Here is a 25,159-nt window from a genome sequence, read left to right on the forward strand (position 1 = left end):
TCACCCCACCTTGATGCGCGGATCGATCACCGCATAAGTAATGTCAGTCAGAAGATTGACGACGATGACGCAGGCACCGATCACCAGCGTAGCACCCATGATGACTGGGTAGTCGCGGGTTTCCACCGCATCCACGAGCAGCAGCCCCATGCCCGGCCAGTTGAACACGCTTTCGATGAAGATTGCGCCGCCGATCGCGAGCCCGATGGTGGAGCCGATCAGCGTCACGACCGGCAGTAGTGCATTGCGCAGCGCGTGCTTGGTGATCACCCAGAACTCGTAGACGCCTTTGGCGCGGGCGGTGCGCACATAGTCCTGGTTCAGCACTTCCAATAGGGAGGCACGCATGTAGCGGGTGATGAGTGCCGCCTGGGCAATGGCGAGAAGCGAAGCGGGCAGGATGAGATGATGCAGCAGGTCGCCGATCGAAAATTCCGCCCCCGGTGTCAACATTCCGCCGGATGGCATCCAGTTGAACCGGACGGAGAAAATATAAAGCCCAATCAGCGCGCTCAGGAACGCGGGACTTGAAATGCCTGCGAGCGCGAAGACGGAAAAGGAGATATCCAATACCGAGTTGCGGCGCACGGCACTGACCACGCCGATCGCAATGCCGGCAACGACGGCGATCACGATTGCCGATCCCATCAAAAGCACGGTGGGGCCGATGCGGGAGAGCACCAGATCGAGAACCGGCTGGTCGAACCGTTTGATCGAATAGCCGAGATTGCCGGTAACCGCTTCCTTGAGCCAGGCGAGATACTGGAAGGGCAGCGGCTGATCCAGGCCGAGCTGGATGCGCAATTGCGCAAGGTCACTGGGCGACATCGGCACGTTCGGATCGATATAGGCATCGATCGGGTCGCCGGGGGTGAGACGCAGCAGAATAAAGATCAGCAGGCTGAGCGCGAGCAGCATGCCGGATCCGATCAATAGGCGCCGGAACGTAAAGCTGAGCATGAAAATCAATCCCGTGGGGGTGGCGTCGGCAAGCCCGCGCCACCCGTTCTGGTGCTATTTTTGGGCTTACTCGGCCAGCGACCATTTTTCCGGATGGGCCTGATAGGGCCCGCCGCCGGGTGCCGGCGTCCAGATAAAGTCCTTCACCTTGGATGAGACGACTCCATAGCGATTGGCGACCCAGAGCGTGCCCCAGGGAAGCTTGCTGTTCATCACCTTGCAGACCTCCTGATAGCGTTCGGTCCGCTTGCTGAGATCGGTCTCGCCAAGGGCTGCGTCGAGCGCGGCGGTGAGATCGGGCATGCGGGCGCGCACGACGTTGGGGCCGGCCGGCGGGATCTGCTTCTCGTTGAGGCCGACATTGATACTGCCCGGATCTGGCCCGTTCTGCAGTCCCGCAAAGACCATCTGGAACTGCGATACGTCCGGCGTGGGATTGAGCACGATGCTGTTATAGGTTGGCGTGTCCACCGCGCGCGGTGTCACGTTGATGCCGACCTGGGCAAGCATGGCCTGAACCGCCGCCATGACATTGGCTGCGAGCGGCGTGGTATAGTAGGTCAACAGGGTGATCGGCTTGTCGCCGTTGATCTCCGCCCAGCCGGCCTCCTCCAGCAATTGCTTGGCCTTTTCCGGATCGTAGGCATAGGGATCGACGTCCTTTGGCACGAGCTGATCGGCGACATAGGCGCAATTGGCCTGTTTGGCCGCTCCGCCGTAAAGGCTCTGGATGATGGCATTGCGGTCGATTGCATGCATCACGGCCTGGCGGATCTTGAGATCCTTCCAGATCGGTGAATCGTGGTTGAAGCCGAGGTAGTTGACCACGAAGGAATCGCCTTCGATGACCTTGAAGGCGTCATTATCCTTGAAGGTCGGAACATCGTTGGAGTCGACATAGGTGAACTGGATTTCGCCGGCACGAAGAGCGGCGATCGCAGCGGCGGGGTCCGCGAAATAGCGGTTGATGAGCTTTTCCAGGACCGGCTTGCCGCCGCGATAATCCGTATTGGCGGTCAGCTCCACGTATTGGTCGGTGACATATTTGCTGAACTTGAACGGTCCGGTTCCGATCGGGGATGTGGACCACCAGGTATTCTTGGCCAGCTGATCGGCGGGGATCTTCGACAACGCGTGCTCGGGAAGCATCATGACCTTGGTCATGGTGTCGAGAAGGCTGGCCGAAGGAGCGTCCAGCTTGACGACCAGCGTCTTGTCATCGGGCGCCTCTACCGAAGAGACGGCCTTCAGACGGGCGGCGAGAACCGAACCGCTCTTGGCGTCCTTGGCGAGTTCCATGGTGAACTTCGCATCCTTGGCGGTGAAAGGCTGCCCGTCGTGCCATTTCGCATCCGCGAGCTTGAAAGTGTAGGTGCGCTGGTCGTCGCTGACCTGATAGGACGAGGCCAGTACGCCCACCACCTTCTGGAGCTTTTCGTCATAGGCGATGAGCGGCTCGTAGTAGGTGCTGAGCCAGGTAAAGCCGCTGGTCGCAGCCAGCGGATTGAAATTGCCCTGGAAGCCGCCGGGCCCGACGTCGAACCCACCGGAAAGCGTTGCAGCCTTCGCCGGGGCGGTGAATGCCGGAACGGCGGTCGTCGCCATCATTGCGGCCACGGCGAGGGCCGACGAGAGTCTGGTCAGTCGATTCATTGTGTTCCTCCCACATTTGAATTCGTCTTGTTGTTGGCAATCACCCTGGAAATGCCTTCGTAGTGGCGATCCAGGCGCAGCTTGGCCTCCTCGACATTCCTGGCCTCCACCGCATCGACGATCGCGGCGTGATCCCTCCAGGTGCCGATCGGGTCGAGATTGTCGAGATTCACGAAATCGGACGCCTTGTAGAAGGCGAGCCAGAACACATCGATCAGTCGGGCAAGCGTCTCGTTGCCCTGGCAGCGAAAGAGCAGGCGATGGAAGAGCTGGTCGTCTTCGGCAAAGGATTCCCCCCGTTGCGCATGCAGGCCCATGCGGTTCACGGTTCCCCGCAGTTCGGCGATATCGTCCTCGCCGATCATCTCGATCGTCTTGCCGATCAGGCCGACTTCGAGCGTGCGCCGGATCTCGATGACCTCTTCGATCTGCCGGAGAGCGCCGCCGAGCCCATAGGCGAGATTGTCGAGCAGCGGCTCGAAAGAGAACGCCTTTACGAAAATGCCGACGCCGCGGCGCGTTTCGAGGACACCGAGTGATTCCAGCGCCTTGATGCCCTCCCGCAGGGAATTGCGGCTGACGCCGAGCTGCTGGGCAAGTTCGCCTTCCGCCGGCAGCAAGGTGCCCGGTTGCAGCCCGTTATCCGCGATATAGGCCCGGAGGCTCTCCTGGACGGAAACGTGCAACAAAGGCGCGCGGATCAAAGGCTTCATCGTCTTGAGCGTCATGCAGGTTCCATCCAGATTGGCGGCCATGTTCCGAAACATATCCACTTGTAGGATATCTGTCAAATGGACACGAAAAGTAGAGAACCCTGGGGAGATGGTTGAAAGACGATCAGGCGAAGACGCTAAGATTGGCTTCCCGCGCGGCCGCCACGAAGGCAGCCCTTACCTCCGCAGCCGGCATCTCACCGTGCAGCCCGTCCAGACAGGCCTTGACGGCTACATAGAATTCGTCGCCGTCGTCCAGCGGCCAATCGCGGAGCAGGAGGTGGGCTGCGTCCTCGACGGAATTGACGATTCGGCACAATACCGGGCCGTGCACCGCCACCCCAACAGAGCGGAACCGATGCAGACTGTCCGATTTCGGGACTTTTTGCCGCTTGTTCACCATGACGACGATGGCGTTGCAAAATGCATGCCGGAACGGCGGTGAGTTCGCTTAAGGGCGCCTATGCACGAAGGGACGCCGGTCATCAGACCAGCGTCCCTTGCGGATTGACGGATTGGGCGGGCTTTAGTGCGTCGCGCCGGAACCGCCTGCCGCGACGATCGCGAAGGGCTGACCTTCCACCGGAATGGTCCGCGCTTCCTTCAACGTCTCGCTATCGACGAGGCGGACGAGGCTGTGTCTTGGATCGGTAACCGCGATGCGGTCGCCGGCGACTGCAAGGCGCGGGCGCGGATCGCGCCAATGGCCGTCCTTGCTGTAGGGTTCCGTGACCGTCTCGGATTTGGTGACAGCGCCGCTGACGACGTCGAGAAGATGCAGCTTGCCGTCTTCCGTCAGGATATAGGCATTGCGCGGCTTGGCCGGGTCCAGCACGAAATCCACGCGCCTCGTGGCCAGTTCGACGAGCCTGTAGGGTTCATCGCTATCCGGATCGATGAGCACGACCTTGTCCTCGCCATAGTTGCCCAGAAAGAACTGCATGGAAGTGCCGCCCAGCAGGGTCGAGACCTTTCCCTTCGGCAGGGCGTCGCCATAGGCGAGCATTTCAAGCTCCGGACCGTCCATGCCGCCGGGGCGCACGACAAGTACGCCTTCCTCGCAGCCGAAGGCCACCAGCCGCGCGGACGTCGCTTCTCCGTGCAACGCGGTGCAGGGCGCGACTTCGCCAACCTGCTTGCCCTCGATGTCCACGACCCGCAGGCCGAGCCGCGGCGGCAGTTCGCCCTCCTTGACCGCGGCATCCGTGTTCGGCACCGACACCAGGAGGTGGTTGCCCATCGGCACGGCGACGCCGTGATGGGCGGCAATGGTATCGAAGGCCTTGATATCGGCATGGCCTTCGCTCAAAGCGCTTTCCTTGAGCAGATCGAACCTTGCGGTGCGGTCGTAGAATACCGCCACGTCGTCGCCATGGGTCACCACATGGCCGGGCTTCTCGCCCTTGATCGTCGTGGTCAGGAGCTTCGGCTCCGAAATCTCGATATCCCGGTGCTCGCCATGGTCGGAGAGCGATATGCCGGTGGTGATGGCGTGGACGATGTTCTTGTCGCCCTGTACGGCGAAGACGGTCTTGCCCGATTCGCTGAGCGAAAGCGCGGCATATCCCTCGAGGTCGAACCGGCCGAGCTCCTTGCCGCTCTCGACATCCACGGCGCGGACGACGGGGAGCGTATGGTCTGCGATGAAAAGCCTCCAGCTTTCCTTTTCGGCCTCTTCCGCGAATGACGGAAATGCAAGCAGGGCAGTGGAGGTGAAGGCAGCCACCCTGAGGGTGGCGCTCGAAACGGGGCGGGACATGGTTGCTCCTCTTGAATGTAATAACATTACGAAGTTTCTGTTATAAAGTTACGAACCACTTGTCCAGAAGGCAGGCGGGCCCCGGTTGAAAAAAGGGAAAACATGACGGGCGCTGTTGTCGCGAAAAAGAAAGCGCGGCATCGAAGCTATTGACGTAAATTTAACCTCGGCTACTATATCTAGTGTTCGAGGTTCTCCCGATTCGCAAGATCGGGAGCTAAGACGGGAATACGGTGCGTGACGTCCATGATGGGCCGAGCAATGCCGGAGCTGCCCCCGCAACTGTAAGCGGCGAGCGTTCGTTCAGAAAAGCCACTGGGGTCGTGAGGTCCTGGGAAGGTGAAAACGGATGCCGCGACCCGCAAGCCAGGAGACCTGCCTCGAACTTGAACGTCCACGGGCGGGGGTGTCCGGAGGGTCGCGATGATGCGTGGGTATGTGCTCGCGCACACCGCTCCCGAACGCGCCGCAAAGCCACTTCGGGGGAAGTCTTATGTCTATGAGTTCCAATCCGCACCGGCGCGAGTGACGGGCGTATAGCGCCCGGCAATCGGCTACGGCTGCCTTCATTTTCCAACTCCTTCGCTCGGACATCGGCGGATGCCCGAACGAGTTCGCACGCCCTTATCCAAGATACGAGGATTACAAATGACAATCACCGTCTACAGCAAGCCGGCCTGCGTCCAGTGCGCTGCTACCACACGCGCGCTCGACCGGCAGGGTGTCGACTATACCGTGGTCGACGTCTCCGCCGATGCCGAAGCCTATGAACTCGTCCAGGGTCTCGGTTATCGCCAGGTTCCCGTCGTCATCGCCGGCGAACGGCATTGGGCCGGCTTCCGCCCGGACATGATCAGCGCGCTTGCAGCCTGAAGATGCCGTGTAATGGGCGAGATCGTCTATTTTTCCAGCCGATCGGAAAACACCCACCGCTTTGTCAAAAAGCTCGGCGTCCCGGCTTTGCGCATTCCTCTTCGTGCTGATGAGGCGCTGAAGGTCGAAGGAGCCTTTGTTCTCGTTGTGCCGACCTATTGCGGCGAAGACGGTCAAGGGGGTGTGAAGGGTGCCGTTCCAAAACAGGTGATCCGCTTTCTCAACGATGCTGAAAACCGCGCAAACCTTCGCGGCGTGATCGCCGCGGGCAACAGCAATTTCGGAGCGACCTTCGGGATCGCCGGCGACATCATCTCCGCCAAATGCCAGGTGCCGTATCTTTACCGGTTCGAGCTTCTGGGCACGCAGGAGGATGTCGTGAACGTCAGACATGGATTGGAACGATTTTGGACACGCTAACGCTTGAAAGGCCCGCAAAGACGGCCGAGACCGCGCACGACTACCATGCGCTTAATGCCATGCTGAACCTCTACGACGAGCAGGGGCAAATCCAGTTCGACAAGGACCGGCTAGCCGCGCGACAGTATTTCCTCAGCCATGTCAACCAGAACACCGTCTTCTTCCATAATCTCAGGGAAAAGCTCGATTATCTCGTCGCCGAGGGCTATTACGAGCAGGAGGTGCTGGACCAGTATTCCTTTAATTTCGTCCGCGATCTGTTCGACCACGCCTATGCGAAGAAGTTCCGCTTTCCGACCTTCCTCGGTGCTTTCAAGTATTACACCTCCTACACGCTGAAGACCTTCGACGGTAAGCGCTACCTGGAGCGCTACGAGGATCGTGTCTGCATGGTGGCGCTGGCACTTGCGCGCGGCAGTGAGGCCCTTGCCCGTGATCTCGTCGACGAGATCATTTCCGGCCGTTTCCAGCCGGCGACGCCGACATTCCTCAATGCCGGCAAGAAGCAGCGCGGCGAACTGGTCTCCTGCTTTCTGCTGCGCGTCGAGGACAACATGGAATCGATCGGTCGCTCGATCAATTCGGCGCTGCAGCTTTCCAAGCGCGGGGGCGGCGTCGCCTTGTCGCTCACCAACATCCGCGAGGCCGGTGCGCCGATCAAGCACATCGAGAACCAGTCTTCCGGCATCATCCCTGTGATGAAACTCCTGGAGGATAGTTTCTCCTACGCAAACCAACTCGGCGCGCGCCAGGGCGCGGGGGCGGTCTATCTCCACGCTCATCATCCCGACATCATGCGCTTCCTTGATACCAAGCGCGAAAACGCCGACGAGAAGATCCGCATCAAGACGCTCTCCCTCGGCGTCGTCATTCCCGACATCACCTTCGAACTCGCCCGCAACAACGAGGATATGTACCTGTTCTCGCCCTATGACGTCGAACGCGTCTATGGCGTGGCCTTCACCGAAATCTCCGTGACGGAAAAATATCGCGAGATGGTGGCCGACAGCCGCATCGCCAAGAGGAAGATCAAGGCCCGCGACTTCTTCCAGGTGATCGCCGAGATCCAGTTCGAGAGCGGCTATCCCTATCTCATGTTCGAGGACACGGTGAACCGCGTCAACCCGATCTTAGGCCGCATCACCATGAGCAATCTCTGCTCGGAAATCCTGCAGGTGAGCGAGGCGAGTACCTTCAACGACGATCTGTCCTATAGCCACATGGGCAAGGACATCTCCTGCAATCTAGGCTCGCTGAATATCGCCGCCGCAATGGATTCGGCCGATTTCGGCAAGACGATCGAGACGGCCATTCGGGCGCTGACGGCCGTATCCGACATGAGCAAGATCACGTCGGTTCCTTCCGTCGCCAAGGGCAATGACGAAAGCCATGCGATCGGCCTCGGCCAGATGAACCTGCACGGATATCTCGCCCGCGAGCGCATCTTCTACGGCTCCGAGGAAGGTGTCGATTTCACCAGTATCTATTTCTACACGGTGACCTACCACGCCATCCGCGCTTCGAACCGGCTGGCGGTCGAACGCGGCGCCAGCTTCAAGGGCTTCGAAAACTCGAAATATGCTTCCGGCGAATATTTCGACAAGTACACGGAGCAGGTGTGGATGCCCGCCACGGAACGCGTGGCGGTATTGTTCGAAAAGGCCGGTATAGCCATCCCGACCCAGGAAGACTGGCGGGCGTTGAAGCAGGCGGTGATGGAAGGCGGGCTCTATAACCAGAACCTGCAGGCCGTGCCGCCGACCGGCTCGATCTCCTACATCAATCACTCGACGTCCTCGATCCACCCGATCGTCTCGAAGATCGAGATCCGGAAAGAGGGCAAGATCGGCCGCGTCTATTACCCAGCCGCTTATCTGACCAACGACAATCTCGAATATTACGAGGATGCCTACGAGATCGGTCCGGAGAAGATCATCGACACCTATGCGGCGGCGACCCAGCATGTCGACCAGGGTCTGTCGCTGACGCTGTTCTTCCGTGACACGGCGACCACCCGCGACATCAATCGGGCGCAGATCTACGCCTGGAAGAAGGGCATCAAGACCATTTACTACATCCGCCTTCGCCAGATGGCGCTGTCCGGCACGGAAGTGCAGGGCTGTGTCTCCTGCGCCCTCTGATATCCGGTGAGAAACATGAATATCCAAGTGAAAAGCAAGCCTGCCAAGGCAGCAGCGGCCGTGCGCGCCATCAACTGGAACCGCATCGAGGACGACAAGGACCTGGAAGTCTGGAACCGCTTGACCGGCAATTTCTGGCTACCCGAAAAGGTGCCGCTTTCCAACGATATCCCGTCCTGGGCGGCGCTGAAGCCGGAGGAACAGCAACTCACCATCCGCGTCTTCACCGGCCTCACTCTTCTCGACACGATCCAGAACGGCGTCGGCGCGGTGAAGCTGATGGCCGATGCCGCAACGCCGCACGAGGAGGCGGTGCTTTCCAACATCTCTTTCATGGAAGCGGTGCATGCGCGCTCCTACTCCTCGATCTTCTCCACCCTTTGCTCGACGCCGGATGTCGACGACGCCTATCGCTGGTCGGAGGAAAACGAATTCCTGCAGAGGAAATCTGCGCTGATCATGGAACAGTATGCCTCAAGTGATCCGCTAAAGAAGAAGGTCGCGTCGGTCTTTCTCGAAAGCTTCCTGTTCTATTCCGGCTTCTACCTGCCGATGTACTGGTCGAGCCGCGCCAGGCTCACCAATACGGCCGACATGATCCGCCTGATTATCCGCGACGAGGCGGTGCACGGCTACTATATCGGCTACAAGTTCCAGCGAGGCATCGAGCGGATTTCCGAGGAGCGCCGACAGGAGATCAAGGATTTTGCTTTCGATCTTCTGCTTGAGCTCTACGACAACGAAGCCAGGTATACCGAAGCGCTCTATGACGGCGTCGGGCTGACGGAGGATGTCAAGAAATTCCTGCATTACAACGCCAACAAGGCGCTGATGAACCTCGGCTACGAGGCGCTGTTTCCGCCGGAAGCCTGCAAGGTGAACCCGGCTATCCTCTCTGCCCTCTCGCCTAACGCCGACGAGAACCACGACTTCTTCTCCGGCTCCGGCTCCTCATACGTTATCGGCAAGGCGGTCGCGACCGAGGACGAGGACTGGGATTTCTGATCGGAGGGAGCATCGCTTCGGCTACGCCAAATGTGATGGTAGACGCCGGGCTTGGCATGCGGCACCATCGCAAGTGCCTGCGTCCAACACCCGTGAGGAAGTGCGATGACGAGATTGCTTCATCCGCTTGTCGAGGGTTTTTACGACGAGCGGACAGGCAGCATTCAATACGTGGTCTCGGACCCGCAGACCCGCAAGTGCGCGATCATCGATCCGGTGCTGGACTATGACGAGAAGTCCGGCAGCACGGCCACCCGTCATGCGGACGCGATCCTTGACTACATCCATCAGAAAGGCCTCGATCCGGCATGGATACTCGACACGCATCCGCATGCGGATCACTTTTCGGCAGCAGCCTATCTGAAGGAGAAGACCGGAGCGCCCACGGCGATCGGGGCCGAGATCGTCAGCGTGCAGGAGCTCTGGCGGACGATCTATAACATGCCCGAGTTGGCGACAGACGGGTCGCAATGGGATCGGCTGTTTGCCCATGGCGATCGGTTCCCGATCGGGGAAATGGAATGCCGCGTCATCCATTCGCCGGGACATACGCTCGCTTCCGTTACCTATATCGTGGGCGATGCCGTCTTCGTTCACGATACCCTGTTCATGCCCGACAGCGGCACCGCACGGACTGATTTCCCCGGCGGAAGCGCCGAAAGCCTCTGGAAGTCGATCGAGTTCATTCTGGCTCTTCCGGCAGACGTGCGGCTCTTCACCGGCCACGACTATCGGCCGGAAGGAAGGCAGGCCCGGTGGGAAAGCACCGTCGCCGAGCAGAGGGCGAATAACATCCATCTGCGGGGAAGAGACGGCCACAGCTTCGTTCAAATGCGAAAGGAGCGGGACGCTACATTGCCCTTTCCGCGCTTGATGCTGCACGCGCTCCAGGTGAACCTCAATGCAGGCGCGCTTCCAGCGCCGGAAGGCGACGGCCGCAGGTATTTGAAAATACCCCTGGATGCCTTTCCCGAAACCGCCTGGTAGCGGATGAAGTTGGAAATTTCCGCTTCACAGTAGGGCGGCCCGCGAGGTCTGCCGGCCGCTTGCAAGCAGCGCCTGGGTATATTCGTGCTGCGGACGATCGAAGATGGCATCGGTTAAGCCCTCTTCGACGACCACCCCCCGCTTCATCACGATTGTCCGATCGCAGATCTGCCGGATCACCGCGAGATTGTGCGAAATGAAGACATAGGTGAGGTTCAGCTCGCCGCGCAATTCTTCGAGGAAGGTCAGAACTTGTGCCTGGACCGAGACGTCGAGGGCCGATGTCGGCTCGTCCAGGACGAGCAGTTTCGGATGGAGCGCGACTGCCCGGGCGATGCAGACGCGCTGCTTCTGGCCTCCCGAAAGCTCGTGCGGATAGCGATATTTGAACGCTTTCGGCAATTGCACGGTGTCGAGCAGTTCCTCGACTCGCTTGTCGATGTCACGGCCTCGCATTGCCGTCTGGATGCGCAGCGGCTCACCTATCGCATCGCCGACCGTATGGCGGCCGTTGAGGGCAGAGTGGGGGTTCTGGAAAACGAGCTGCATATCGCGGCGTTTCCGGCGCAATGCTTCGCCTGCAAGACCGGTGATACTGGAACCATCGAAGACAATCTCCCCGCAGGTCGGCTCGATCAGCCGCAGGAGCATGCGCGCCACCGTCGACTTGCCGGAGCCGGATTCGCCCACGATGCCGAGCACTTCGCCTGGCATGACCGAAAGACTGACTCCGTCGACCGCCTTCACGGTGCCGCCACCCATTAGACCGTACGTCTTGCGAAGATCCACGGCCGTCAGGAGAGGCTTTGCAGGAGATGTCTCGCTTTCGAACGGTGCTGGATCCTCACACTCCAGGAGACTGTGAACGCCGGCGACTTCATCGATCTCCGGCACCGCCGCGAGCAGTCTTTGCGTGTACTCGTGGCTGGGATTGCGAAGGATATCCTTCGTCAGCCCCTGTTCGACGATCTCGCCCTTGTACATGACAGCGCAGCGTTCCGCGACCTTGGCGATCGCCCCCACGTCATGGCTGATCATGATCACGGTCAGCCTGAGCGTCCTCACAAGATCGTTGATCAACTCAAGCACCTGTGCCTGCACGGTCACGTCGAGTGCCGTCGTCGGTTCATCGGCGATCAGCAGGTCCGGCTCGCCCGTCAGCGCCATGGCGATCAGGACGCGCTGGCGCATCCCGCCGGAAAGCTGGTGCGGATACTGGTCGAAGACGCGTGTGGGATCGTTGATGCCCACCTGACTGAGGAGTCCTTCGGCGCGTGCCCGGCGGGCGGTCTTGCCCGCCTTCGGCTTGCCCGTGGCGCGGTGATGTGCCGCGATCACGTCGGAAATCTGCTTGCCGACCGTGAAGAGCGGATTGAGATAGGTCATTGGATCCTGGAAGATCATCGAAATCCGCACACCGCGGATTTTTGCCCAGCCGGCATTGTCCAGTGTCGAAAGGTCCGTCCCGTCGAAAACGATGCGGCCGTCCATGATGCGCGACCGCTTCGGGCCGATTCCCATCATCGAGCGGACAAGCACGGTCTTGCCTGATCCGGACTCGCCGACGATGCCGAGCGTTTCGCCGCGGCGGACCGTCAGATTGATCTTCTTCAGCACATGCACGGCGCCGTCGAAAGTATCGATATCAAGGGTGAAATCGCGGATGTCGAGAAGGGAAGTGGTCATCGCTCGCGGCTCCGGGGATCGAGAATATCGCGCAGGCCGTCGCCCAGAAGGTTGAAGCCAAGGACCGTCAGGAAGATCGCCGCGCCCGGAAAGAACGAATACCACCACCAGTCGGGCATGTAAGATCTCGCGACTGAGACCATGGCCCCCCATTCGGGTGCCGGCGGCGGGGCGCCGAGGCCGATGAAGCCAAGGCCGGCGGCCGACAAGATCGCCATGCCCATGTCCATGCTCATCTTGACGATGATCGGCGACATGCAGTTGGGCAGGATGTGGTGCCAGAGTATCCAGGGCGTTTTGGCGCCGATCGAGCGGGCGGACTCGACGAAGAGCTCCTCCTTGACGGCGAGTGTCTTCGCCTCCACCAGGCGGACATAACCGGGCCACCAGACGATCGCCAGCGCGATCATGCAGTTGGTGAGACCGGGTCCGAGGGAGGCGACGATAGCAAGCGCCAGCGCAAGACCGGGCACCGCCAGGAAGAGTTCGGTCACCCGCATGATGCAGGCGCGGACCCAGCCGCCCTTGTAGCCGGCGATGATGCCGAGCGGCACGCCGACCAGCGCGCCGAGGCCGGTGATGACGATGCCGATCCAAAGCGAGGTACGGGCGCCAACGATGACGCGCGAGAAGATGTCGGCACCCATCTCGTCGGTGCCGAACCAGTGCTCCGCACCCGGCGGCAGAAGCCGCGCTTCCATGTTCACCGCGCCCGTCGTGTCCTGCGGATAGGGCACGATCGATGGGCCGATGGCTGCCAGGATCAGGAAGAGCACCACGAGCGTCAACCCGAACATGGAGGAGAAGCTGCCGCAAAACATGTGCGCATAAAGCCGCAGTTGGCGGATTCGGCTGGCATGTCGTTCGCGGAAGGAGAGCGGCGTTTCGCTCGTCAGATCGACATGTGACATCAAGCCCTCCGCAGGCGCGGATCGATCCAGGCATAGGCAAGATCGACCAGTGTATTGGCGATGATGAAGAAGAAGCCGATCAGCAGCGTCACGCCGATCACCGGCTTGAAATCGGAGGCGAGCGCGGAAGATACGGCATAAAGCCCGATCCCTGGCCAATCGAACACCGTTTCCACCAGAACCGTGGAGCCAAGCATCCAGCCGAAGCGAAGTCCGATCATAGCAAGTGTCGGCAAAAGGGCGTTCTTCAGCGCATAGATCATGACGATGCGGCGCGAAGACAGGCCATGGGCGCGGGCGGCGGCGATGTAGTCAGATTGCAGGACTTCGATCATTTCGGCGCGATTGACGCGCAGGATCGAGGCGAGACAGGGAAAGGACAGCACGAAGGCCGGCAGGATGATATGGGAAAAGGCGGTCTGGAAGGTACCGAAGCGCCCGGCGATGAGCGCGTCGATCAGCAGCGAACCCGTCATCATTTCAGGCGGGCGGGTCACCAGCGGCAGCCGGCCCGATACCGGCAGCCAGCCGAGATCGACGGAAAAGAAGAGCTGCATCAATATCCCGAACCAGAAGGCCGGGATCGCAACGCCCGAGATCGACAGGATGCGAGTGACATGATCAAGCGGCCCGTCCTTGTAGACGGCTGACAACATGCCGAGCGGAACGCCGACGACGACGCCCAGCGTCATCGCAACCAGGACGAGCTCAAGCGTCGCAGGAGCATAGCGTATGAGTTCATCGAGCACTGGCCGGGTGCTGACGATCGAGGTGCCGAGATCGCCGCTCAGGAGATCCTTCATGTAGATCGCGAACTGTTCGATGATCGGCCGATCCAGGCCATATTCCGTGCGGATCGTGGCGACCATGTCCTCGGTCGCGTTCGGGCCCGCAACAAGCCTGGCAGGATCGCCGGGGGCCACATTGGTGATGACGAAGGTCAACACCGCAATGCCAAGCATCGTGCCGACGACGGTCAGCAGTTTGCGCAAGGTGAAAGACAGCATGCCGGCCTCGGATCAGGAAAGGGAGGCGGCACCTGCCGCCTCCGGCATTGATGGAATGGACGAGTGGAGGCTTATTCCTCTTCCTTGATCCACAGCGGGTAGAGATCGACCTCGCCGGTAAAGCGGACCGGGCTAAACTGGAAGCCCTGCAGATAGCTCTGGTGTGCCCAGCGACGGTTCTGCAGCATGCCGAAGACTTCCGGCTGGTCCGCGACGATCTGCTTCTGGATCTCGGTGTAGAGGGTTGCCCGCTCGTCCCAATTGGTGCTGGCACGCGCCTTATCGATCATCTCCGAAACCTTCGGACTGTCGTAGAAGGCCATGGCGTAATATTGGCCCCAGCTGTTCTTGTGATATTGGTAGGCGACCGCATCCGGATCGATCGAGATCGGTGTGGTAAAGACCGAGGTCATGCTTGGCGACGTATCGACGCTTGAGCCGGCCGCCACCATGTTCGGCCATTGCTCCGGCCTGATGTTGACGTTGATGTTGAGCGCCTTCAAGTTATCGAGCAGCACGAGGCCGATGCGGCGCGCTTCCTCAAGACCTGCGACATGCACGTAGTCAAGCGTGATCCCTCCATCCTTATAGGCGGACTTGGCGAGATATTCCTTGGCCTTCGCAAGATCCTGGCGCGGAATGCCCGGCACCTCGATATGGCCTTTCATCGCATCCGGCAGCGGACTGGTCTCGAGCGTTGCCGCGCCGTTGTAGATCTGGATCAGGGCGTCGTAATCGAGAGCGTAGGCGATCGCCTTGCGCAAATTGATGTCTGCGGTCGGCCCCTTCTGGGTGTTGAACTTGATCCCGAACGTCGTCATACCCTTGTGATCCTGGATCACGATGCCCGGGATGTTCTTGACCTGCACGTAATCGTCGGAAGTCAGCCCTTCCACGATATCCGCCTCGCCGCGCTGAAGCGCAGCCTTCTGGGCGGCGGGCTCGCGGATCATCCGGTAGATGACCCCTGCCGGTCGGTTGTCGCCCTGCGGCCAACCCTTCCAGTAGTCATCGACCGCTTCGACCTCGTAGAGCACGTTCGGCTCCCAGCGTCCCAGCTTGAAGGGGCCAGAGCCGGCGGCGTGGTCGGTCAGCCATTTCTGGCCATAGTCGCCGTCGACCTCGTTCGCCTTCACCTCGTTCGGATTGACGATATACCACCATGGCAGGAAGGAGAGGAACGGCGCGTAAGGCGCCTTCAGCTCGAACTTGATAGTATGGTCGTCAACGACGCTGATGCCCTCTGGGGCCAGAAAGTCCTTCAGCATCCAGGCAACGCCCTTGTTGAGCTTCAGGCCGCGCTCGAAGGAATAGCGGATCGCTTCGGCATTTACCGGGTCGCCATTGTGGAACTTGGCGTCTTTGACCAGATGGAAGGTCCAGGTCTTGCCATCCTCGCTGGTTTCCCAGCGTTCCGCCAGCCAGGGCTTCAGCTCGGCCGGATCACCCTCGTATTTCAAGAGCGCGTCATAGACGGCCTGTTGGATCATGCGTGTCGACCAGTCGTAGCGGACATGCGGATCGAGCACCGGAATGGCCTGGCGTCCGCCGAAGACGATGACGGTGCCGCGGTCGGTGCGTTCAAAGGCGGCGACGGGTGAAACCAGCGCAGAGCTGGCCAGCATGGCAAGGGCGCTCAGGCCCAGTGCGAATTTCGTGAATGTGGCATTTCTGTTCATGTCCGTTCCCTCTTTTTCTTATTGCAGGAGCTGGTTGTCAAAGCATTTGGCGGAGCACGCCGGCGACCAGCCGCCTAGAAAGGAGCACTGGTGCGCGGATCGATGTCTTGGCCTGGGCAAGCATGTCGGCGGAGTAGCCCATGCAGTGCATGATGACGAGATCGCAGTTTGCCAGGCCCGCTGCCCGTTCTTCTATGTCGTCGCCGGCATAAGGCGAGGCGGCCACCACCTTCGGCTCGCCTGCGAAGACATGCCGTCTTGAAAATTCCCCTACCTGACGCTCAAGGGGCACGATGACGCCGAGCCGGCGGGCGGATTGAGCAAGCGCTTCTACGGTCGAATCGACGATACGCTGGGCCTCCACGACGAGCGTACGCCTGAGCGGTTCGACCTTCGTGCCCGTGCACAGCAGCACGATGATGTCGAAGCCCTGCTGGTCGATCTTCTGGAGCAGAAGGTTCAGACGCTCCTCGGTCCGCTCTTTGGAGGTGACGATTTCGTCTCCACTTGTGAGACGCGTGGCGAAGGAGAGCTCGCCAGGCCTCGCCTCCATGGCGGCAAGCTCCACGGGCGTCATACCGTCAAGCACGCCAAATTCGATCACATCGAACTTGCGATCTTCCTGGCCCGCGGTGATATCGGCGATCATCTCCGGCACGATGTCGCTTCGCGGCGTCTGGCCGATTGTGACGAATGCGATGCGCGGAGAAGAATTCATGTCGGCTCCAGGACGATCCCTTAAGGACTTCTACTGATCCAAAGCCTAGCGTGTCCCTTATGCCGCCTACTATCAGGGAGTTTCCCTATCCGGCCCACGATTGACGGAAAAGTGGATGATGAAACTTTGGGCAGGACCTGCTTTCTCGCTCAATGGGATCGGCAAAGCGAGGCCGCGGCTCGCCTTGGAGGTCAGAAAAACCCGGCGGAGACGACCAGCCGTATCAAGGCGCCCACTGAGGTCACTTCCATCTTGCTCATGACATTGGCGCGATGGATTTCGACGGTCTTGGGGCTGATTCCGAGCTGTCGGGCGACTGCCTTGTTCGACAATCCTTCAGCGACCAGCGAGAGGACCTGTTTTTCCCGCGGCGTGAGTCGCATCAGCCGTTCGGAAAATTCCGCGTGCACATCAGGCAGCGTAGCCGCTTGGGCCTGGCTGAGCAGCAGGCGGATTGCGCCGGCAACGATACGTCTGGCAAGCACCACCGGCTTGCCGCTCGCCTTGGCCACCATCTGCTGGTCGGCTTCCGTGAAGCTCACGGAATTAAGGACGATGATGTCGCACTCGGCGAGATCCACAAGGGCGCGGGCAAGTGATCCCCTGTCTCCATCGTGCGCGTGGGTCGCCGTCACCCGGAAAAGTCCCAGCGCTGGGATATCCAGCTCGGCAACCTGCTGCTCAAGCGGCTGGATAATGCCGATGGCCTCACCTTGCGAGGCGAGCGAGATGATGGTCGATTCCATGGCGCGCTGGGCATTGACGGTGGGGCAGGTGCTTTCGAATTCCCGAAAAATGCCGGTCGAAAGAATGACTACCAGATCGAACTCGTGGGGGTGAAAGCCGGCGACGATGCCTGCCATCCGTTCGGCGATCCTCGGCTTCGAAAGCACGATGTCGCCGCCGTCGCGCAATCGTGTAACGATTCCCGGCTCGCCCGGTCGCGGGCGGAATTGATCGATCTCCTCAATCGAAAGCCTGTCAAGGGCTCCGATTTCCAACGCCTCAATGGAAAGGTCGAGGCTGGACAGCATGGTCTCGATTAGATCTGCCCGAGGGGAGTGGCCGACACTAACGAACATCACCTTGCGTTTGGCTTCGCGGCTTTCCTTCGCTGGGTGACTGTCGTGGACGTTTGTCTGGGCCAATTTCGATTCTTCTCCCTGGTAGCCGTGAGGGCAAGCTTTGCTGCCCAATTTTTGTGCGCCGCTCCTCTAGGTGCAGTCCCTTATATTCTCGACGCGCCGACGAAGCTAGGTTCATCCCCGATCTTCGGAGGTGATTATGATCCGTGAATTCGAGATGGGCGAAATCGAGCCCTTGGCGGTCGGGGCCTGGATATTGGGGACCGGCGGCGGCGGCAGTCCGTACTTGGCGCAACTCAACCTGAAAAAGCTCTACAAGGAGGGAAAGCGGGTCCAGCTGATCGATCCGCTTGCGCTCGACGACAATGATGCCGTTGCGGTCGTCTCCAAGATGGGCGCGCCGCTGGTGGGACAGGAACGCCTGGTCGATCCGGCGCATCTGGCACGCGCCATGGAAGTCATGGAAGACTACACGGGCAAGAAGTTCCGGGCCGTCATGAGCGTCGAAATCGGTGGTGGCAACGCGCTCTCCCCCTTCCTGGCCGGGGCCATGCTGGACATTCCCGTCGTCGATGCCGATGCCATGGGCCGGGCCTATCCCGAGGCGCAGATGACAAGCTTCGCGATTGGCGACCTCACCATGTATCCGCTGACGCTCGTCGATTGCCGCGACAACGAGGCGATCGTTAGCAAGGCGGCCTCCTGGAAGTGGATGGAGCGGATTTCTCGCAAGATATGCACTGAGGTCGGTTCGACTTCCGCTACCTGCAAGGCCCCGCGCACCGGCAAGGAAGTCAAGGAGTGGGGCGTGCTGCACACGGTGACCAAGGCGGTTGCTCTCGGCCGCGCCGTTCTTGATGCGCGTGCCGCCCATGCCGATCCGGTCAAGGCGGTTCTCGACCACGAAGGCGGAAAGACCCTTTTCAGGGGAAAGATCATCGACGTAGATCGCACCACGACCGGGGGCTTCTTACGTGGCTCGGCAAGGATCGAGGGTCTCGACGGGGATCGTGGCTCGACGGTGGAGCTCGCCTTCCAGAACGAATGGGCGGTCGCCTTCAAGGACGGCGACGCGATTGCCATGACGCCTGATCTGATCTGCCTGCTTGATACGGTTTCTGGCGAGGCGATCGGCACGGAAACCGTACGCTATGGCCAACGGGTGACCGCGATCGCGCTTCCGGCGCCCCAGGTGCTTTGCACGCCCAAGGGCCTGCAGCATGTCGGCCCTCGCGCCTTTGGTTATGACCTCGACTTTAAATCGGTATTTGCAGCATGAAACGCATAGGCATCGACGTGGGCGGCACCAATACGGATGCCGTCCTTATCGACGGCGAGAAGGTTGTCTCCGCCGTCAAGTTTCCTACCACGGCCGACGTGATGCAGGGCGTGGTCAATGCGATCCAGAAGGTGACCGCGGATCAGCCGGCAAGTGCATCTCCTGTCGACGCGGTGATGATCGGCACGACCCATTTCACCAATGCGGTCGTCGAGCGGGCCCGTCTGGAACGGGTCGGCGCGATCCGTATCGCCATGCCGGCCGGTGCCTCCCTGCCGCCGATGATCGACTGGCCGGAGGATCTTCGCGATGCCGTCGATCCGCTTTCCTTCATGGTCGAAGGTGGGCACGAATATGACGGGCGTCCCCTGGTGCCGCTTGATGTGCCCGCGGTCCGCGAGGCGGCGATGAAGATCCGCGACGCTGGTATCACCTCAGTCGGCATCACGGCGCTGTTTTCGCCCCTCACCACCGAATGCGAGGATGAGGCGGCCGAAATCGTCCGCTCGATCATTCCGGACGCCAGGATCACGCTTTCCAACTCGCTCGGCCGCATCGGCCTTCTCGAGCGCGAAAACGTGACGCTTCTCAACTCCGCCCTGCAGAATCTCGGCTCCGTCACCGTGGCGGCCTTCGAGAGGGCGTTGAAGGAAGCCGGGATCGGCGCGCCTTTCTATCTCACACAGAACGACGGGACGGTCGTGCTCGCGGAGGTCGCCGCGGCCAATCCGGTCTACAGCTTCGCCTCGGGGCCGACAAATTCCATGCGCGGCGCGGCTTTCCTCACGGGGCTTACCGAGGCCATGGTGATCGATGTCGGCGGCACCACCTCCGATGTCGGCTGCCTTGTGGGCGGCTTTCCGCGCGAGGCGAACAATGTCGTCGAAGTCGGTGGCGTGCGCACCCTGTTCCGCATGCCGGACCTTTTGCCGATGGCGCTCGGCGGTGGCACGATCATCGATCCCGAAACCGGCAAGATCGGTCCTCGCTCGGTCGGCTACCGCATTACCGAAAAGGCGCTCGTCTTCGGCGGCGACACGCTGACGACGACAGATATCGCTGTGGCCGCCGGGTTGGTGGAGATCGGTGATCGCGACCGCGTCAGGCATCTTGACAAGACGCTGGTTGCAACCCTCCTCAAGCGCATCGAGGCGATGGTCGAAGATGGCGTGGATCGCATGAAGACTTCAGCCGAGGGCGTGAAACTGATCGCAGTCGGCGGCGGAGCCTTCCTTATCCCCGAGAAGCTGAAAGGCGCGTCCGAGGTGCTCAATGTCGAGCACGCAGGTGTTGCCAATGCGCTCGGCGCCGCCATGGCCCAGGTCTCGGGCGAGGTCGACCAGGTCTTTTCGGGATTGAGCCGTGAGGAAGCCCTGGCCGAGGCCGAAACGCTTGCTCGACGGCGGGCGGTCGAGGCCGGTGCACGGGAAGGCTCGATCAATGTTCTCGATACGGAGGATATTCCGATCGCCTATCTGCCGGGGAATGCCCGCCGCGTGCGGGTGAAGGTAGTAGGCGACATCAGTTTCGCCGCCTGATGTTTAGCAAACCTCTGCCCTGACCTCGGTCGGGGCAGACGTCAGCGTCATTGATTGGCGCTGGCAAACCGGCCGAACCGGCCGCGCGAAAAGCATAGCGGATCGCCCTCGCGATGCGCGGCGCGCAGGACGCGCCCGACGATCAGCGTATGATCGCCCGCATCAAGAAGGGAAGAGCGCTCGCATTCGAAGCGGGCAAGCGTGCCTTGAATGACCGGCACCCCTTCGCAGTTCTCGTCCCACAGCAATCCGTCGAAACCGCCGCCGCTGCGCGTGAAGAGCGCGCTCAAGCCGTCCTGTTCGGCGCTCAGCACGTGGACGGCGAAATGCGTCGCATCGATATAGACGCTGTGGCGCGATGAAGTTTTGGCGGCCGACCAGAGCACCAGCGGCGGATCGAGCGACACCGAAGTGAAGCTGTTGACCGTCATGCCGACCGGCCCCTCGGGCGTTCTTGCCGTGACAACCGTCACTCCGGTGGTGAAAGTTCCAAGCGCATTGCGGAAGGTGCGCGTGGTGGATGCGTCGGGCACGAAGATATGCTCGTCAAGCGTAGAAGTCAGCATCAGGGCACCTCGCGTCCATTCGCTTCCGAGTAGAGCTCGAACCACGTTTGCCGGTCAATCTGCACCTTGGTGGCATCAGCAATGCTGGCGATACGCTTTAGGTTGTTGGTTCCAAGCACAGGAATGATCTGTGCGGGGTGACGCAGCAGCCAGGCGACCGCAACCGCCGTGGGATCCACGCCTTGATCGGCGGCGATCCGCTCGAGCACGCCTGCTAGCGTTGCGCGCTCGGTGCTGAAGAGCGAGCCTCCGCCAAGCGGCGACCAGGCCATTGGCGGCAGGTTGCGCTCCTGCAGGAACGCGAGATCGCCGTTGACGAAGGCGCCGGTCGAGACCAGGCTCATCTCGATCTGATTGGTGACGAGCCGCATGTTCATGTTGGATTGGAGAAGCGTGAAATCCCAGGGGCGGAAATTCGAGACGCCCACGGCCCTGACCTTGCCGGATGCGACCAACCTATCGAGCGTCTCACCGGTCTCGACAGGATCGAGCAGGGGATCGGGCCGGTGGATCAGCAGAAGATCGATCCGGTCGGTTCCCATATCGCTGAGCGAGGCTTCGACGGAGGCGTGGATGTGATCGGCCCCGGTGTCATAGTGCTTGACGCGGGCCGCCGAATGCCGGCCGGCCGGTGCGACGATCCCGCATTTGGTGACGATCTCGATCTGGTCGCGCAGCGATGGCGAGGCCTTGAGCGCTGCGCCGAGGATCGCTTCGGCGGTGTAACCGCCATAGATGTCGGCCTGGTCCATCGTGGTGATGCCCTGCGCCAGGCAGGCCTCGATCTTAGCCTGCACGTGAGCGGGCGAAGTATCCGGGTCGTCGCCGATCCGCCACATGCCGTAGACGAGCCGGCTCAATTCGAGATCCGGAGAAAGCTTTATGCGGTCCATCAGTGGCGTCTCCCCTTGCCGAGCGGCGTCGGCGGTGTTTCGGCTGGCACGCGGCCATAGATATGCGGAAGTGAACAGGTTTTGAGTTGAGGCAGGACCTTGGTACCGAAATGCTCCGCTTCGTCGAGATGTGGATAGCCGGAAAGGATGAACGCCCGAATGCCCATCTTCCGATATGCTTCGAGCTCAGAAAGTATCTGGTCCGTCGAGCCGACGAGCGCAGCGCCGCAACCGGATCTCGCCCGCCCGATGCCGGTCCACAGATGCGGTTCGACATAGCCGTATTTATCGGCAAGCTCGCGGGTCCGGGCCTGATGCGAGACGCCGAGCGAGATGCTGTCATGAGCACGTCCGCGGATGAGGCGCCCGTACTCGTCATCGAGCCTGGAGACCAGATGCTCGGCATATTCGCGGGCTTCCTTCTCCGTGTCCCGGACGATCATGTGGACCCGCAAACCGTAGTCGAGCGTTCGCCCATGCGCCTTGGCGCGTTCATGGACGGCACGCATACGCTCGGCGAGCTGCTCCTTCGTTTCCGGCCACATGAGGTAGACATCGCATTGGGCGCCGCACAGTTCGAGCGCATCCGGCGAATAGCCACCGAAATAAAGAAGCGGACCGCCATTCTGCTGGTAGGGCTTGGCCGGATCGGTGGGGACGCCCTTGAACTGGTAGATCTCCCCTTCGTGGTCGATCGTGTCGCGAGTCCAGGCTTGGCGCAGGATTTCCACCACTTCATGACTGCGCCGATAGCGCAACGCGCTGTCGGCGACTTCGCCGGGAAAGTCGGAGCTGATGATGTTGAGGGTAAGGCGGCCCTTCAGCATGTGGTCGAGTGTTGCAACGGTGCGGGCCAGCATGATCGGCTGCATCTCCCCGCAGCGGACCGCAGCGAGAAAGTTGATGCTATCGGTGATCGGCGCACATCCGGCGACGAAACTGAGCGTGTCCTGCCCGACCTGATAGGAGGATGGGCAAAGGATATTGCGAAAACCCAGCGTCTCGGCTTTCCTGGCGATGGAGGAGCAATGATCCCAGCTTGAACGAAGGTCCCCGTCCGGCACTCCGAGATAGGCGTAGTCGTCGGAGCACAGAGCCGCAAACCAGGATATTTCCGCAGCATCGACATCGGCGGATGTTATGGGAACGACGGTCATGAAATCCTCCTCATGCTGCTGGCGTGGGATTGAATATCATCCGCATCTGTGTAAATCAATGGTGTATCAATTTGAGGGGGAGGAAATTCAGGTCATGGCACGCCATTCCGGTAGCCTACCGATCTATCTGCAATTTGCCGAGTTGCTCGCGCGCGACATTGCCGCCGGCCGCCTGGTGGATGGCGAAAAGCTTGCGCCCGAACGCGACATGGCGGTGGAACTCGGCATAGCGGTCGGCACCCTTCGCAAGGCGCTTGCCGAACTGCAGAGCAGGGGACTGCTTCAGCGGGTTCAGGGATCGGGGAATTACATCCGTGCCATCAGCGATCCGAAGAGCGTCTATGCCATGTTCCGGCTGGAGCTTATCAAGGGCGGTGGCCTTCCCACCGCCGAGGTCCTGGATGTGGAGCGGCTCAAGAAAGCCGGGGGGCTGCCGGAATTCGGCTCGTCCGACGAAGGGCATCGCATTCGCCGCATTCGCCGGCTTTCCGGACAGGTAGCGGCACTGGAGGAAATCTGGCTCGACGGGTCCTATGTGGAAGCGATCGCGCCGGAAGATCTGTCGGAGTCTCTCTATCTCTATTACAGGAAGCAGCTTGGCCTATGGATCGCCATGGCGGAGGATAGCGTTGGCTTGGATGTCGTGCCGGACTGGGCGCCACCGGCCTTCGGCCAGAAAGCAGGAGCGCCGATACCGCATGTTCTGCGCATCAGTCACGCCCAGGACGGAGCGGTCGCAGAGGTCTCCCGCACATGGTTCGATCATTCCGTGGCGCGCTATGTATCGCGGCTGCGCTAGCGGGTGTTGTCCTGCGAGGGCCAATCACGCCCAGACCATTCCGATCCTTGCCGATTGTCATGTTCTCCAGAACGCGCGGGCGGGACGGAATTGAGTATGATATGCTAGTTTAATCAGCATCTTAAGCATATGATTTCTTGCCTGAAAATAAAATTGATACACCATTGATTTCCTTTCTTGGGGCGATATGATCCCGCATGGTAGGAACATCGGGCCTTTGCGGCTTCGGATGTTGAGGAGGAATGAATGGCTTCAGTCAGCCTGCGCAAGCTGGACAAGAAGTACGGCTCGCTGCAAGTGGTCAAAGGCATCGACCTGGAGATCGCCGATGGCGAATTCGTGGTGCTCGTCGGCCCGTCCGGCTGCGGCAAGTCCACCACCTTGCGCATGGTGGCGGGTCTGGAGACGATCACCGCCGGCGAGGTCCGTATCGGCGAACGCGTGGTGAACAAGCTGCCGCCGCGCGAGCGCGACATCGCCATGGTCTTCCAGGATTACGCGCTCTATCCCCACAAGACCGTCCACGAGAATATGAGCTTCAGTCTCAAGGTGCGCGGCGTGAGCGCTGCCGAAACAGGCACCCGCGTTGCCGAGGCGGCGGAAATGCTCGGCATTTCTCATCTTCTGGAGAGGCGCCCTGGCCAGCTTTCCGGTGGTCAGCGGCAGCGGGTCGCCATGGGGCGCGCCATCGTGCGTCGCCCGCAGGTCTTTCTGTTCGACGAACCGCTCTCCAATCTCGATGCGAAGCTCCGTGGCCAGGTAAGGACCGAGATCAAGCGCCTGCATCAGACGATCGGCACGACGATCATCTATGTCACCCACGATCAGGTGGAGGCGATGACGCTTGCCGATCGCATCGTCATTCTGAGGGGCGGCGATATCGAACAGGTCGGCACGCCAGACGAGGTCTACAATCGGCCGCAAAGCATATTCGTCGGCGGCTTCGTCGGGGCGCCGGCGATGAATTTCGCAAAGGCGAAGGTCGTGGGCGATGCGCTCGTCTTCGGCGGAGGAAACACGCTGCCGGTTTCGGCGGTCGAACTCGGCAGGTCGAGCGCAATCGATGGCCGGGAACTGATCGTTGGTATTCGTCCGGAGCATTTCACGGCTGCAGGTGGCGCAGATGGTTCGCTTTCCGCCGAGGTCCAGGTCATCGAGCCGCTGGGCTCGGACACCCTGGTTCATTTTACGGTCGGTAGCGAGGCCATGACGGCGCGAATGCCGCCGAATTTCCGCCCCAAGCCCGGCACGCAATTCAGGCTCGGGATCGATCCTGCCAAGATACGCCTTTTCGATGTCGCCTCGGAGCGCGCGATCAATTGAAGCCGGG

At 60.8% G+C, this 25,159-nt stretch carries 22 protein-coding genes, 1 pseudogene and 1 riboswitch; of the genes and pseudogenes, 9 read left to right on the forward strand and 14 right to left on the reverse strand.

Annotated elements, in window-relative coordinates; translation table 11 throughout:
* The 5 genes from ACE04I_RS05910 to aztD all read right to left on the reverse strand — a co-directional run bounded on the left by ACE04I_RS05910 (position 1) and on the right by aztD (position 5,085).
* Entirely contained in the window at positions 1 to 960 is a 960-nt protein-coding gene (locus tag ACE04I_RS05910) for an ABC transporter permease (RefSeq protein ID WP_046793277.1), read from the reverse strand.
* A gap of 66 nt (positions 961 to 1,026) precedes the next feature.
* Positions 1,027 to 2,613: an ABC transporter substrate-binding protein gene (locus ACE04I_RS05915; protein WP_046793278.1), complete on the reverse strand. Its 1,587-nt coding sequence runs from the start codon at positions 2,611 to 2,613 to the stop codon at positions 1,027 to 1,029.
* Positions 2,610 to 3,341: a FadR/GntR family transcriptional regulator gene (locus ACE04I_RS05920; protein ID WP_046793695.1), complete on the reverse strand. Its 732-nt coding sequence runs from the start codon at positions 3,339 to 3,341 to the stop codon at positions 2,610 to 2,612. Before ACE04I_RS05920 ends, ACE04I_RS05915 begins: the two co-directional genes overlap by 4 nt.
* 109 nt (positions 3,342 to 3,450) lie before the next feature.
* Positions 3,451 to 3,729 carry a DUF982 domain-containing protein gene (locus ACE04I_RS05925; protein ID WP_046793279.1) on the reverse strand — a complete coding sequence of 93 codons (279 nt, stop codon included), beginning with the start codon at positions 3,727 to 3,729 and terminating at the stop codon, positions 3,451 to 3,453.
* Between the two features lie 123 nt (positions 3,730 to 3,852).
* Complete coding sequence (aztD, locus tag ACE04I_RS05930) at positions 3,853 to 5,085, reverse strand: zinc metallochaperone AztD (RefSeq protein WP_487206742.1); 1,233 nt, start codon at positions 5,083 to 5,085, stop codon at positions 3,853 to 3,855.
* Positions 5,086 to 5,257: 172 nt separating this feature from the next.
* Positions 5,258 to 5,482: riboswitch (cobalamin riboswitch) on the forward strand.
* 251 nt (positions 5,483 to 5,733) lie between these two features.
* Between aztD and nrdH the strand changes: the two genes are divergently transcribed.
* From nrdH to ACE04I_RS05955, 5 genes and pseudogenes are all read left to right on the forward strand, one after another.
* Positions 5,734 to 5,958 carry a glutaredoxin-like protein NrdH gene (gene nrdH / locus ACE04I_RS05935; protein ID WP_046793281.1) on the forward strand — a complete coding sequence of 75 codons (225 nt, stop codon included), beginning with the start codon at positions 5,734 to 5,736 and terminating at the stop codon, positions 5,956 to 5,958.
* Between the two features lie 12 nt (positions 5,959 to 5,970).
* Entirely contained in the window at positions 5,971 to 6,378 is a 408-nt protein-coding gene (nrdI, locus tag ACE04I_RS05940) for a class Ib ribonucleoside-diphosphate reductase assembly flavoprotein NrdI (protein ID WP_046793282.1), read from the forward strand.
* Positions 6,366 to 8,519 carry a class 1b ribonucleoside-diphosphate reductase subunit alpha gene (gene nrdE / locus ACE04I_RS05945; protein WP_046793283.1) on the forward strand — a complete coding sequence of 718 codons (2,154 nt, stop codon included), beginning with the start codon at positions 6,366 to 6,368 and terminating at the stop codon, positions 8,517 to 8,519. The genes nrdI and nrdE overlap by 13 nt, the downstream gene beginning before the upstream one ends.
* A 15-nt stretch (positions 8,520 to 8,534) precedes the next feature.
* Positions 8,535 to 9,524 (forward strand): class 1b ribonucleoside-diphosphate reductase subunit beta, encoded by a 990-nt coding sequence (nrdF, locus tag ACE04I_RS05950; RefSeq protein ID WP_046793284.1) that lies wholly within the window; start codon positions 8,535 to 8,537, stop codon positions 9,522 to 9,524.
* A 123-nt stretch (positions 9,525 to 9,647) separates the two neighbouring features.
* Positions 9,648 to 10,511, forward strand: a pseudogene (locus ACE04I_RS05955) (MBL fold metallo-hydrolase); the annotation flags it as partial.
* 24 nt (positions 10,512 to 10,535) lie between these two features.
* Here ACE04I_RS05955 and ACE04I_RS05960 read toward each other — a convergent pair.
* The 6 genes from ACE04I_RS05960 to ACE04I_RS05985 form a co-directional block, all read right to left on the reverse strand.
* A complete protein-coding gene (locus ACE04I_RS05960; protein WP_046793285.1) occupies positions 10,536 to 12,197 on the reverse strand; it encodes an ABC transporter ATP-binding protein in 1,662 nt (553 codons plus the stop codon).
* On the reverse strand, positions 12,194 to 13,108 hold the full coding sequence (locus tag ACE04I_RS05965) for an ABC transporter permease (protein ID WP_046793286.1): 915 nt from the start codon (positions 13,106 to 13,108) through the stop codon (positions 12,194 to 12,196). Before ACE04I_RS05965 ends, ACE04I_RS05960 begins: the two co-directional genes overlap by 4 nt.
* Positions 13,108 to 14,115 carry an ABC transporter permease gene (locus ACE04I_RS05970; RefSeq protein WP_487206743.1) on the reverse strand — a complete coding sequence of 336 codons (1,008 nt, stop codon included), beginning with the start codon at positions 14,113 to 14,115 and terminating at the stop codon, positions 13,108 to 13,110. Before ACE04I_RS05970 ends, ACE04I_RS05965 begins: the two co-directional genes overlap by 1 nt.
* 71 nt (positions 14,116 to 14,186) lie before the next feature.
* Positions 14,187 to 15,794 carry an ABC transporter substrate-binding protein gene (locus ACE04I_RS05975; RefSeq protein ID WP_046793288.1) on the reverse strand — a complete coding sequence of 536 codons (1,608 nt, stop codon included), beginning with the start codon at positions 15,792 to 15,794 and terminating at the stop codon, positions 14,187 to 14,189.
* Between the two features lie 37 nt (positions 15,795 to 15,831).
* Positions 15,832 to 16,512, reverse strand: a complete 681-nt coding sequence (locus ACE04I_RS05980; RefSeq protein WP_046793289.1) for an AroM family protein — start codon at positions 16,510 to 16,512, stop codon at positions 15,832 to 15,834.
* A gap of 191 nt (positions 16,513 to 16,703) precedes the next feature.
* Complete coding sequence (locus tag ACE04I_RS05985) at positions 16,704 to 17,660, reverse strand: AroM family protein (protein ID WP_197082517.1); 957 nt, start codon at positions 17,658 to 17,660, stop codon at positions 16,704 to 16,706.
* A 136-nt stretch (positions 17,661 to 17,796) separates the two neighbouring features.
* Here ACE04I_RS05985 and ACE04I_RS05990 point away from each other — a divergent pair, with 136 nt between their 5' ends.
* Both ACE04I_RS05990 and ACE04I_RS05995 read left to right on the forward strand, forming a co-directional pair.
* The gene (locus ACE04I_RS05990; protein WP_046793290.1) at positions 17,797 to 18,876 is read left to right on the forward strand and encodes an S-methyl thiohydantoin desulfurase family protein; all 1,080 of its coding nucleotides are present in this window, start codon (positions 17,797 to 17,799) and stop codon (positions 18,874 to 18,876) included.
* Positions 18,873 to 20,414 carry a hydantoinase/oxoprolinase N-terminal domain-containing protein gene (locus ACE04I_RS05995; protein ID WP_046793291.1) on the forward strand — a complete coding sequence of 514 codons (1,542 nt, stop codon included), beginning with the start codon at positions 18,873 to 18,875 and terminating at the stop codon, positions 20,412 to 20,414. The genes ACE04I_RS05990 and ACE04I_RS05995 overlap by 4 nt, the downstream gene beginning before the upstream one ends.
* A 47-nt stretch (positions 20,415 to 20,461) precedes the next feature.
* Here the strand turns inward: ACE04I_RS05995 and smoA are convergent, their stop codons facing one another.
* The 3 genes from smoA to ACE04I_RS06010 are packed head-to-tail and all read right to left on the reverse strand — an operon-like array spanning position 20,462 to position 23,030.
* On the reverse strand, positions 20,462 to 20,980 hold the full coding sequence (smoA, locus tag ACE04I_RS06000; RefSeq protein ID WP_046793292.1) for an NADH-dependent FMN reductase SmoA: 519 nt from the start codon (positions 20,978 to 20,980) through the stop codon (positions 20,462 to 20,464).
* Entirely contained in the window at positions 20,980 to 21,873 is an 894-nt protein-coding gene (locus ACE04I_RS06005) for an aldo/keto reductase (RefSeq protein ID WP_046793293.1), read from the reverse strand. Before ACE04I_RS06005 ends, smoA begins: the two co-directional genes overlap by 1 nt.
* Entirely contained in the window at positions 21,873 to 23,030 is a 1,158-nt protein-coding gene (locus tag ACE04I_RS06010; protein ID WP_487206744.1) for an LLM class flavin-dependent oxidoreductase, read from the reverse strand. Before ACE04I_RS06010 ends, ACE04I_RS06005 begins: the two co-directional genes overlap by 1 nt.
* Before the next feature lie 94 nt (positions 23,031 to 23,124).
* On the opposite strand from ACE04I_RS06010, the gene ACE04I_RS06015 reads away from it, so the two are divergent.
* Together ACE04I_RS06015 and ACE04I_RS06020 are read left to right on the forward strand one after the other, a co-directional pair.
* A complete protein-coding gene (locus ACE04I_RS06015; RefSeq protein WP_046793295.1) occupies positions 23,125 to 23,829 on the forward strand; it encodes a GntR family transcriptional regulator in 705 nt (234 codons plus the stop codon).
* 246 nt (positions 23,830 to 24,075) lie between these two features.
* The gene (locus ACE04I_RS06020) at positions 24,076 to 25,152 is read left to right on the forward strand and encodes an ABC transporter ATP-binding protein (protein ID WP_046793296.1); all 1,077 of its coding nucleotides are present in this window, start codon (positions 24,076 to 24,078) and stop codon (positions 25,150 to 25,152) included.
* The last annotated feature ends 7 nt before the right edge of the window (positions 25,153 to 25,159 follow it).

The sequence above is a fragment of the Rhizobium moroccans genome (assembly GCF_057559155.1).

Excerpts from the sequence above, each read along its gene's own strand:
- ACE04I_RS05910 (WP_046793277.1), bottom strand. The coding sequence starts at position 960 with ATGCTCAGCTTTACGTTCCGGCGCCTATTGATCGGATCCGGCATGCTG.
- ACE04I_RS05915 (WP_046793278.1), bottom strand. The coding sequence starts at position 2,613 with ATGAATCGACTGACCAGACTCTCGTCGGCCCTCGCCGTGGCCGCAATG.
- ACE04I_RS05920 (WP_046793695.1), bottom strand. The coding sequence starts at position 3,341 with ATGACGCTCAAGACGATGAAGCCTTTGATCCGCGCGCCTTTGTTGCAC.
- ACE04I_RS05925 (WP_046793279.1), bottom strand. The coding sequence starts at position 3,729 with ATGGTGAACAAGCGGCAAAAAGTCCCGAAATCGGACAGTCTGCATCGG.
- aztD (WP_487206742.1), bottom strand. The coding sequence starts at position 5,085 with ATGTCCCGCCCCGTTTCGAGCGCCACCCTCAGGGTGGCTGCCTTCACC.
- nrdH (WP_046793281.1), top strand. The coding sequence starts at position 5,734 with ATGACAATCACCGTCTACAGCAAGCCGGCCTGCGTCCAGTGCGCTGCT.
- nrdI (WP_046793282.1), top strand. The coding sequence starts at position 5,971 with ATGGGCGAGATCGTCTATTTTTCCAGCCGATCGGAAAACACCCACCGC.
- nrdF (WP_046793284.1), top strand. The coding sequence starts at position 8,535 with ATGAATATCCAAGTGAAAAGCAAGCCTGCCAAGGCAGCAGCGGCCGTG.
- ACE04I_RS05960 (WP_046793285.1), bottom strand. The coding sequence starts at position 12,197 with ATGACCACTTCCCTTCTCGACATCCGCGATTTCACCCTTGATATCGAT.
- ACE04I_RS05965 (WP_046793286.1), bottom strand. The coding sequence starts at position 13,108 with ATGTCACATGTCGATCTGACGAGCGAAACGCCGCTCTCCTTCCGCGAA.
- ACE04I_RS05970 (WP_487206743.1), bottom strand. The coding sequence starts at position 14,115 with ATGCTGTCTTTCACCTTGCGCAAACTGCTGACCGTCGTCGGCACGATG.
- ACE04I_RS05975 (WP_046793288.1), bottom strand. The coding sequence starts at position 15,794 with ATGAACAGAAATGCCACATTCACGAAATTCGCACTGGGCCTGAGCGCC.
- ACE04I_RS05980 (WP_046793289.1), bottom strand. The coding sequence starts at position 16,512 with ATGAATTCTTCTCCGCGCATCGCATTCGTCACAATCGGCCAGACGCCG.
- ACE04I_RS05990 (WP_046793290.1), top strand. The coding sequence starts at position 17,797 with ATGATCCGTGAATTCGAGATGGGCGAAATCGAGCCCTTGGCGGTCGGG.
- ACE04I_RS05995 (WP_046793291.1), top strand. The coding sequence starts at position 18,873 with ATGAAACGCATAGGCATCGACGTGGGCGGCACCAATACGGATGCCGTC.
- smoA (WP_046793292.1), bottom strand. The coding sequence starts at position 20,980 with ATGCTGACTTCTACGCTTGACGAGCATATCTTCGTGCCCGACGCATCC.
- ACE04I_RS06005 (WP_046793293.1), bottom strand. The coding sequence starts at position 21,873 with ATGGACCGCATAAAGCTTTCTCCGGATCTCGAATTGAGCCGGCTCGTC.
- ACE04I_RS06010 (WP_487206744.1), bottom strand. The coding sequence starts at position 23,030 with ATGACCGTCGTTCCCATAACATCCGCCGATGTCGATGCTGCGGAAATA.
- ACE04I_RS06015 (WP_046793295.1), top strand. The coding sequence starts at position 23,125 with ATGGCACGCCATTCCGGTAGCCTACCGATCTATCTGCAATTTGCCGAG.
- ACE04I_RS06020 (WP_046793296.1), top strand. The coding sequence starts at position 24,076 with ATGGCTTCAGTCAGCCTGCGCAAGCTGGACAAGAAGTACGGCTCGCTG.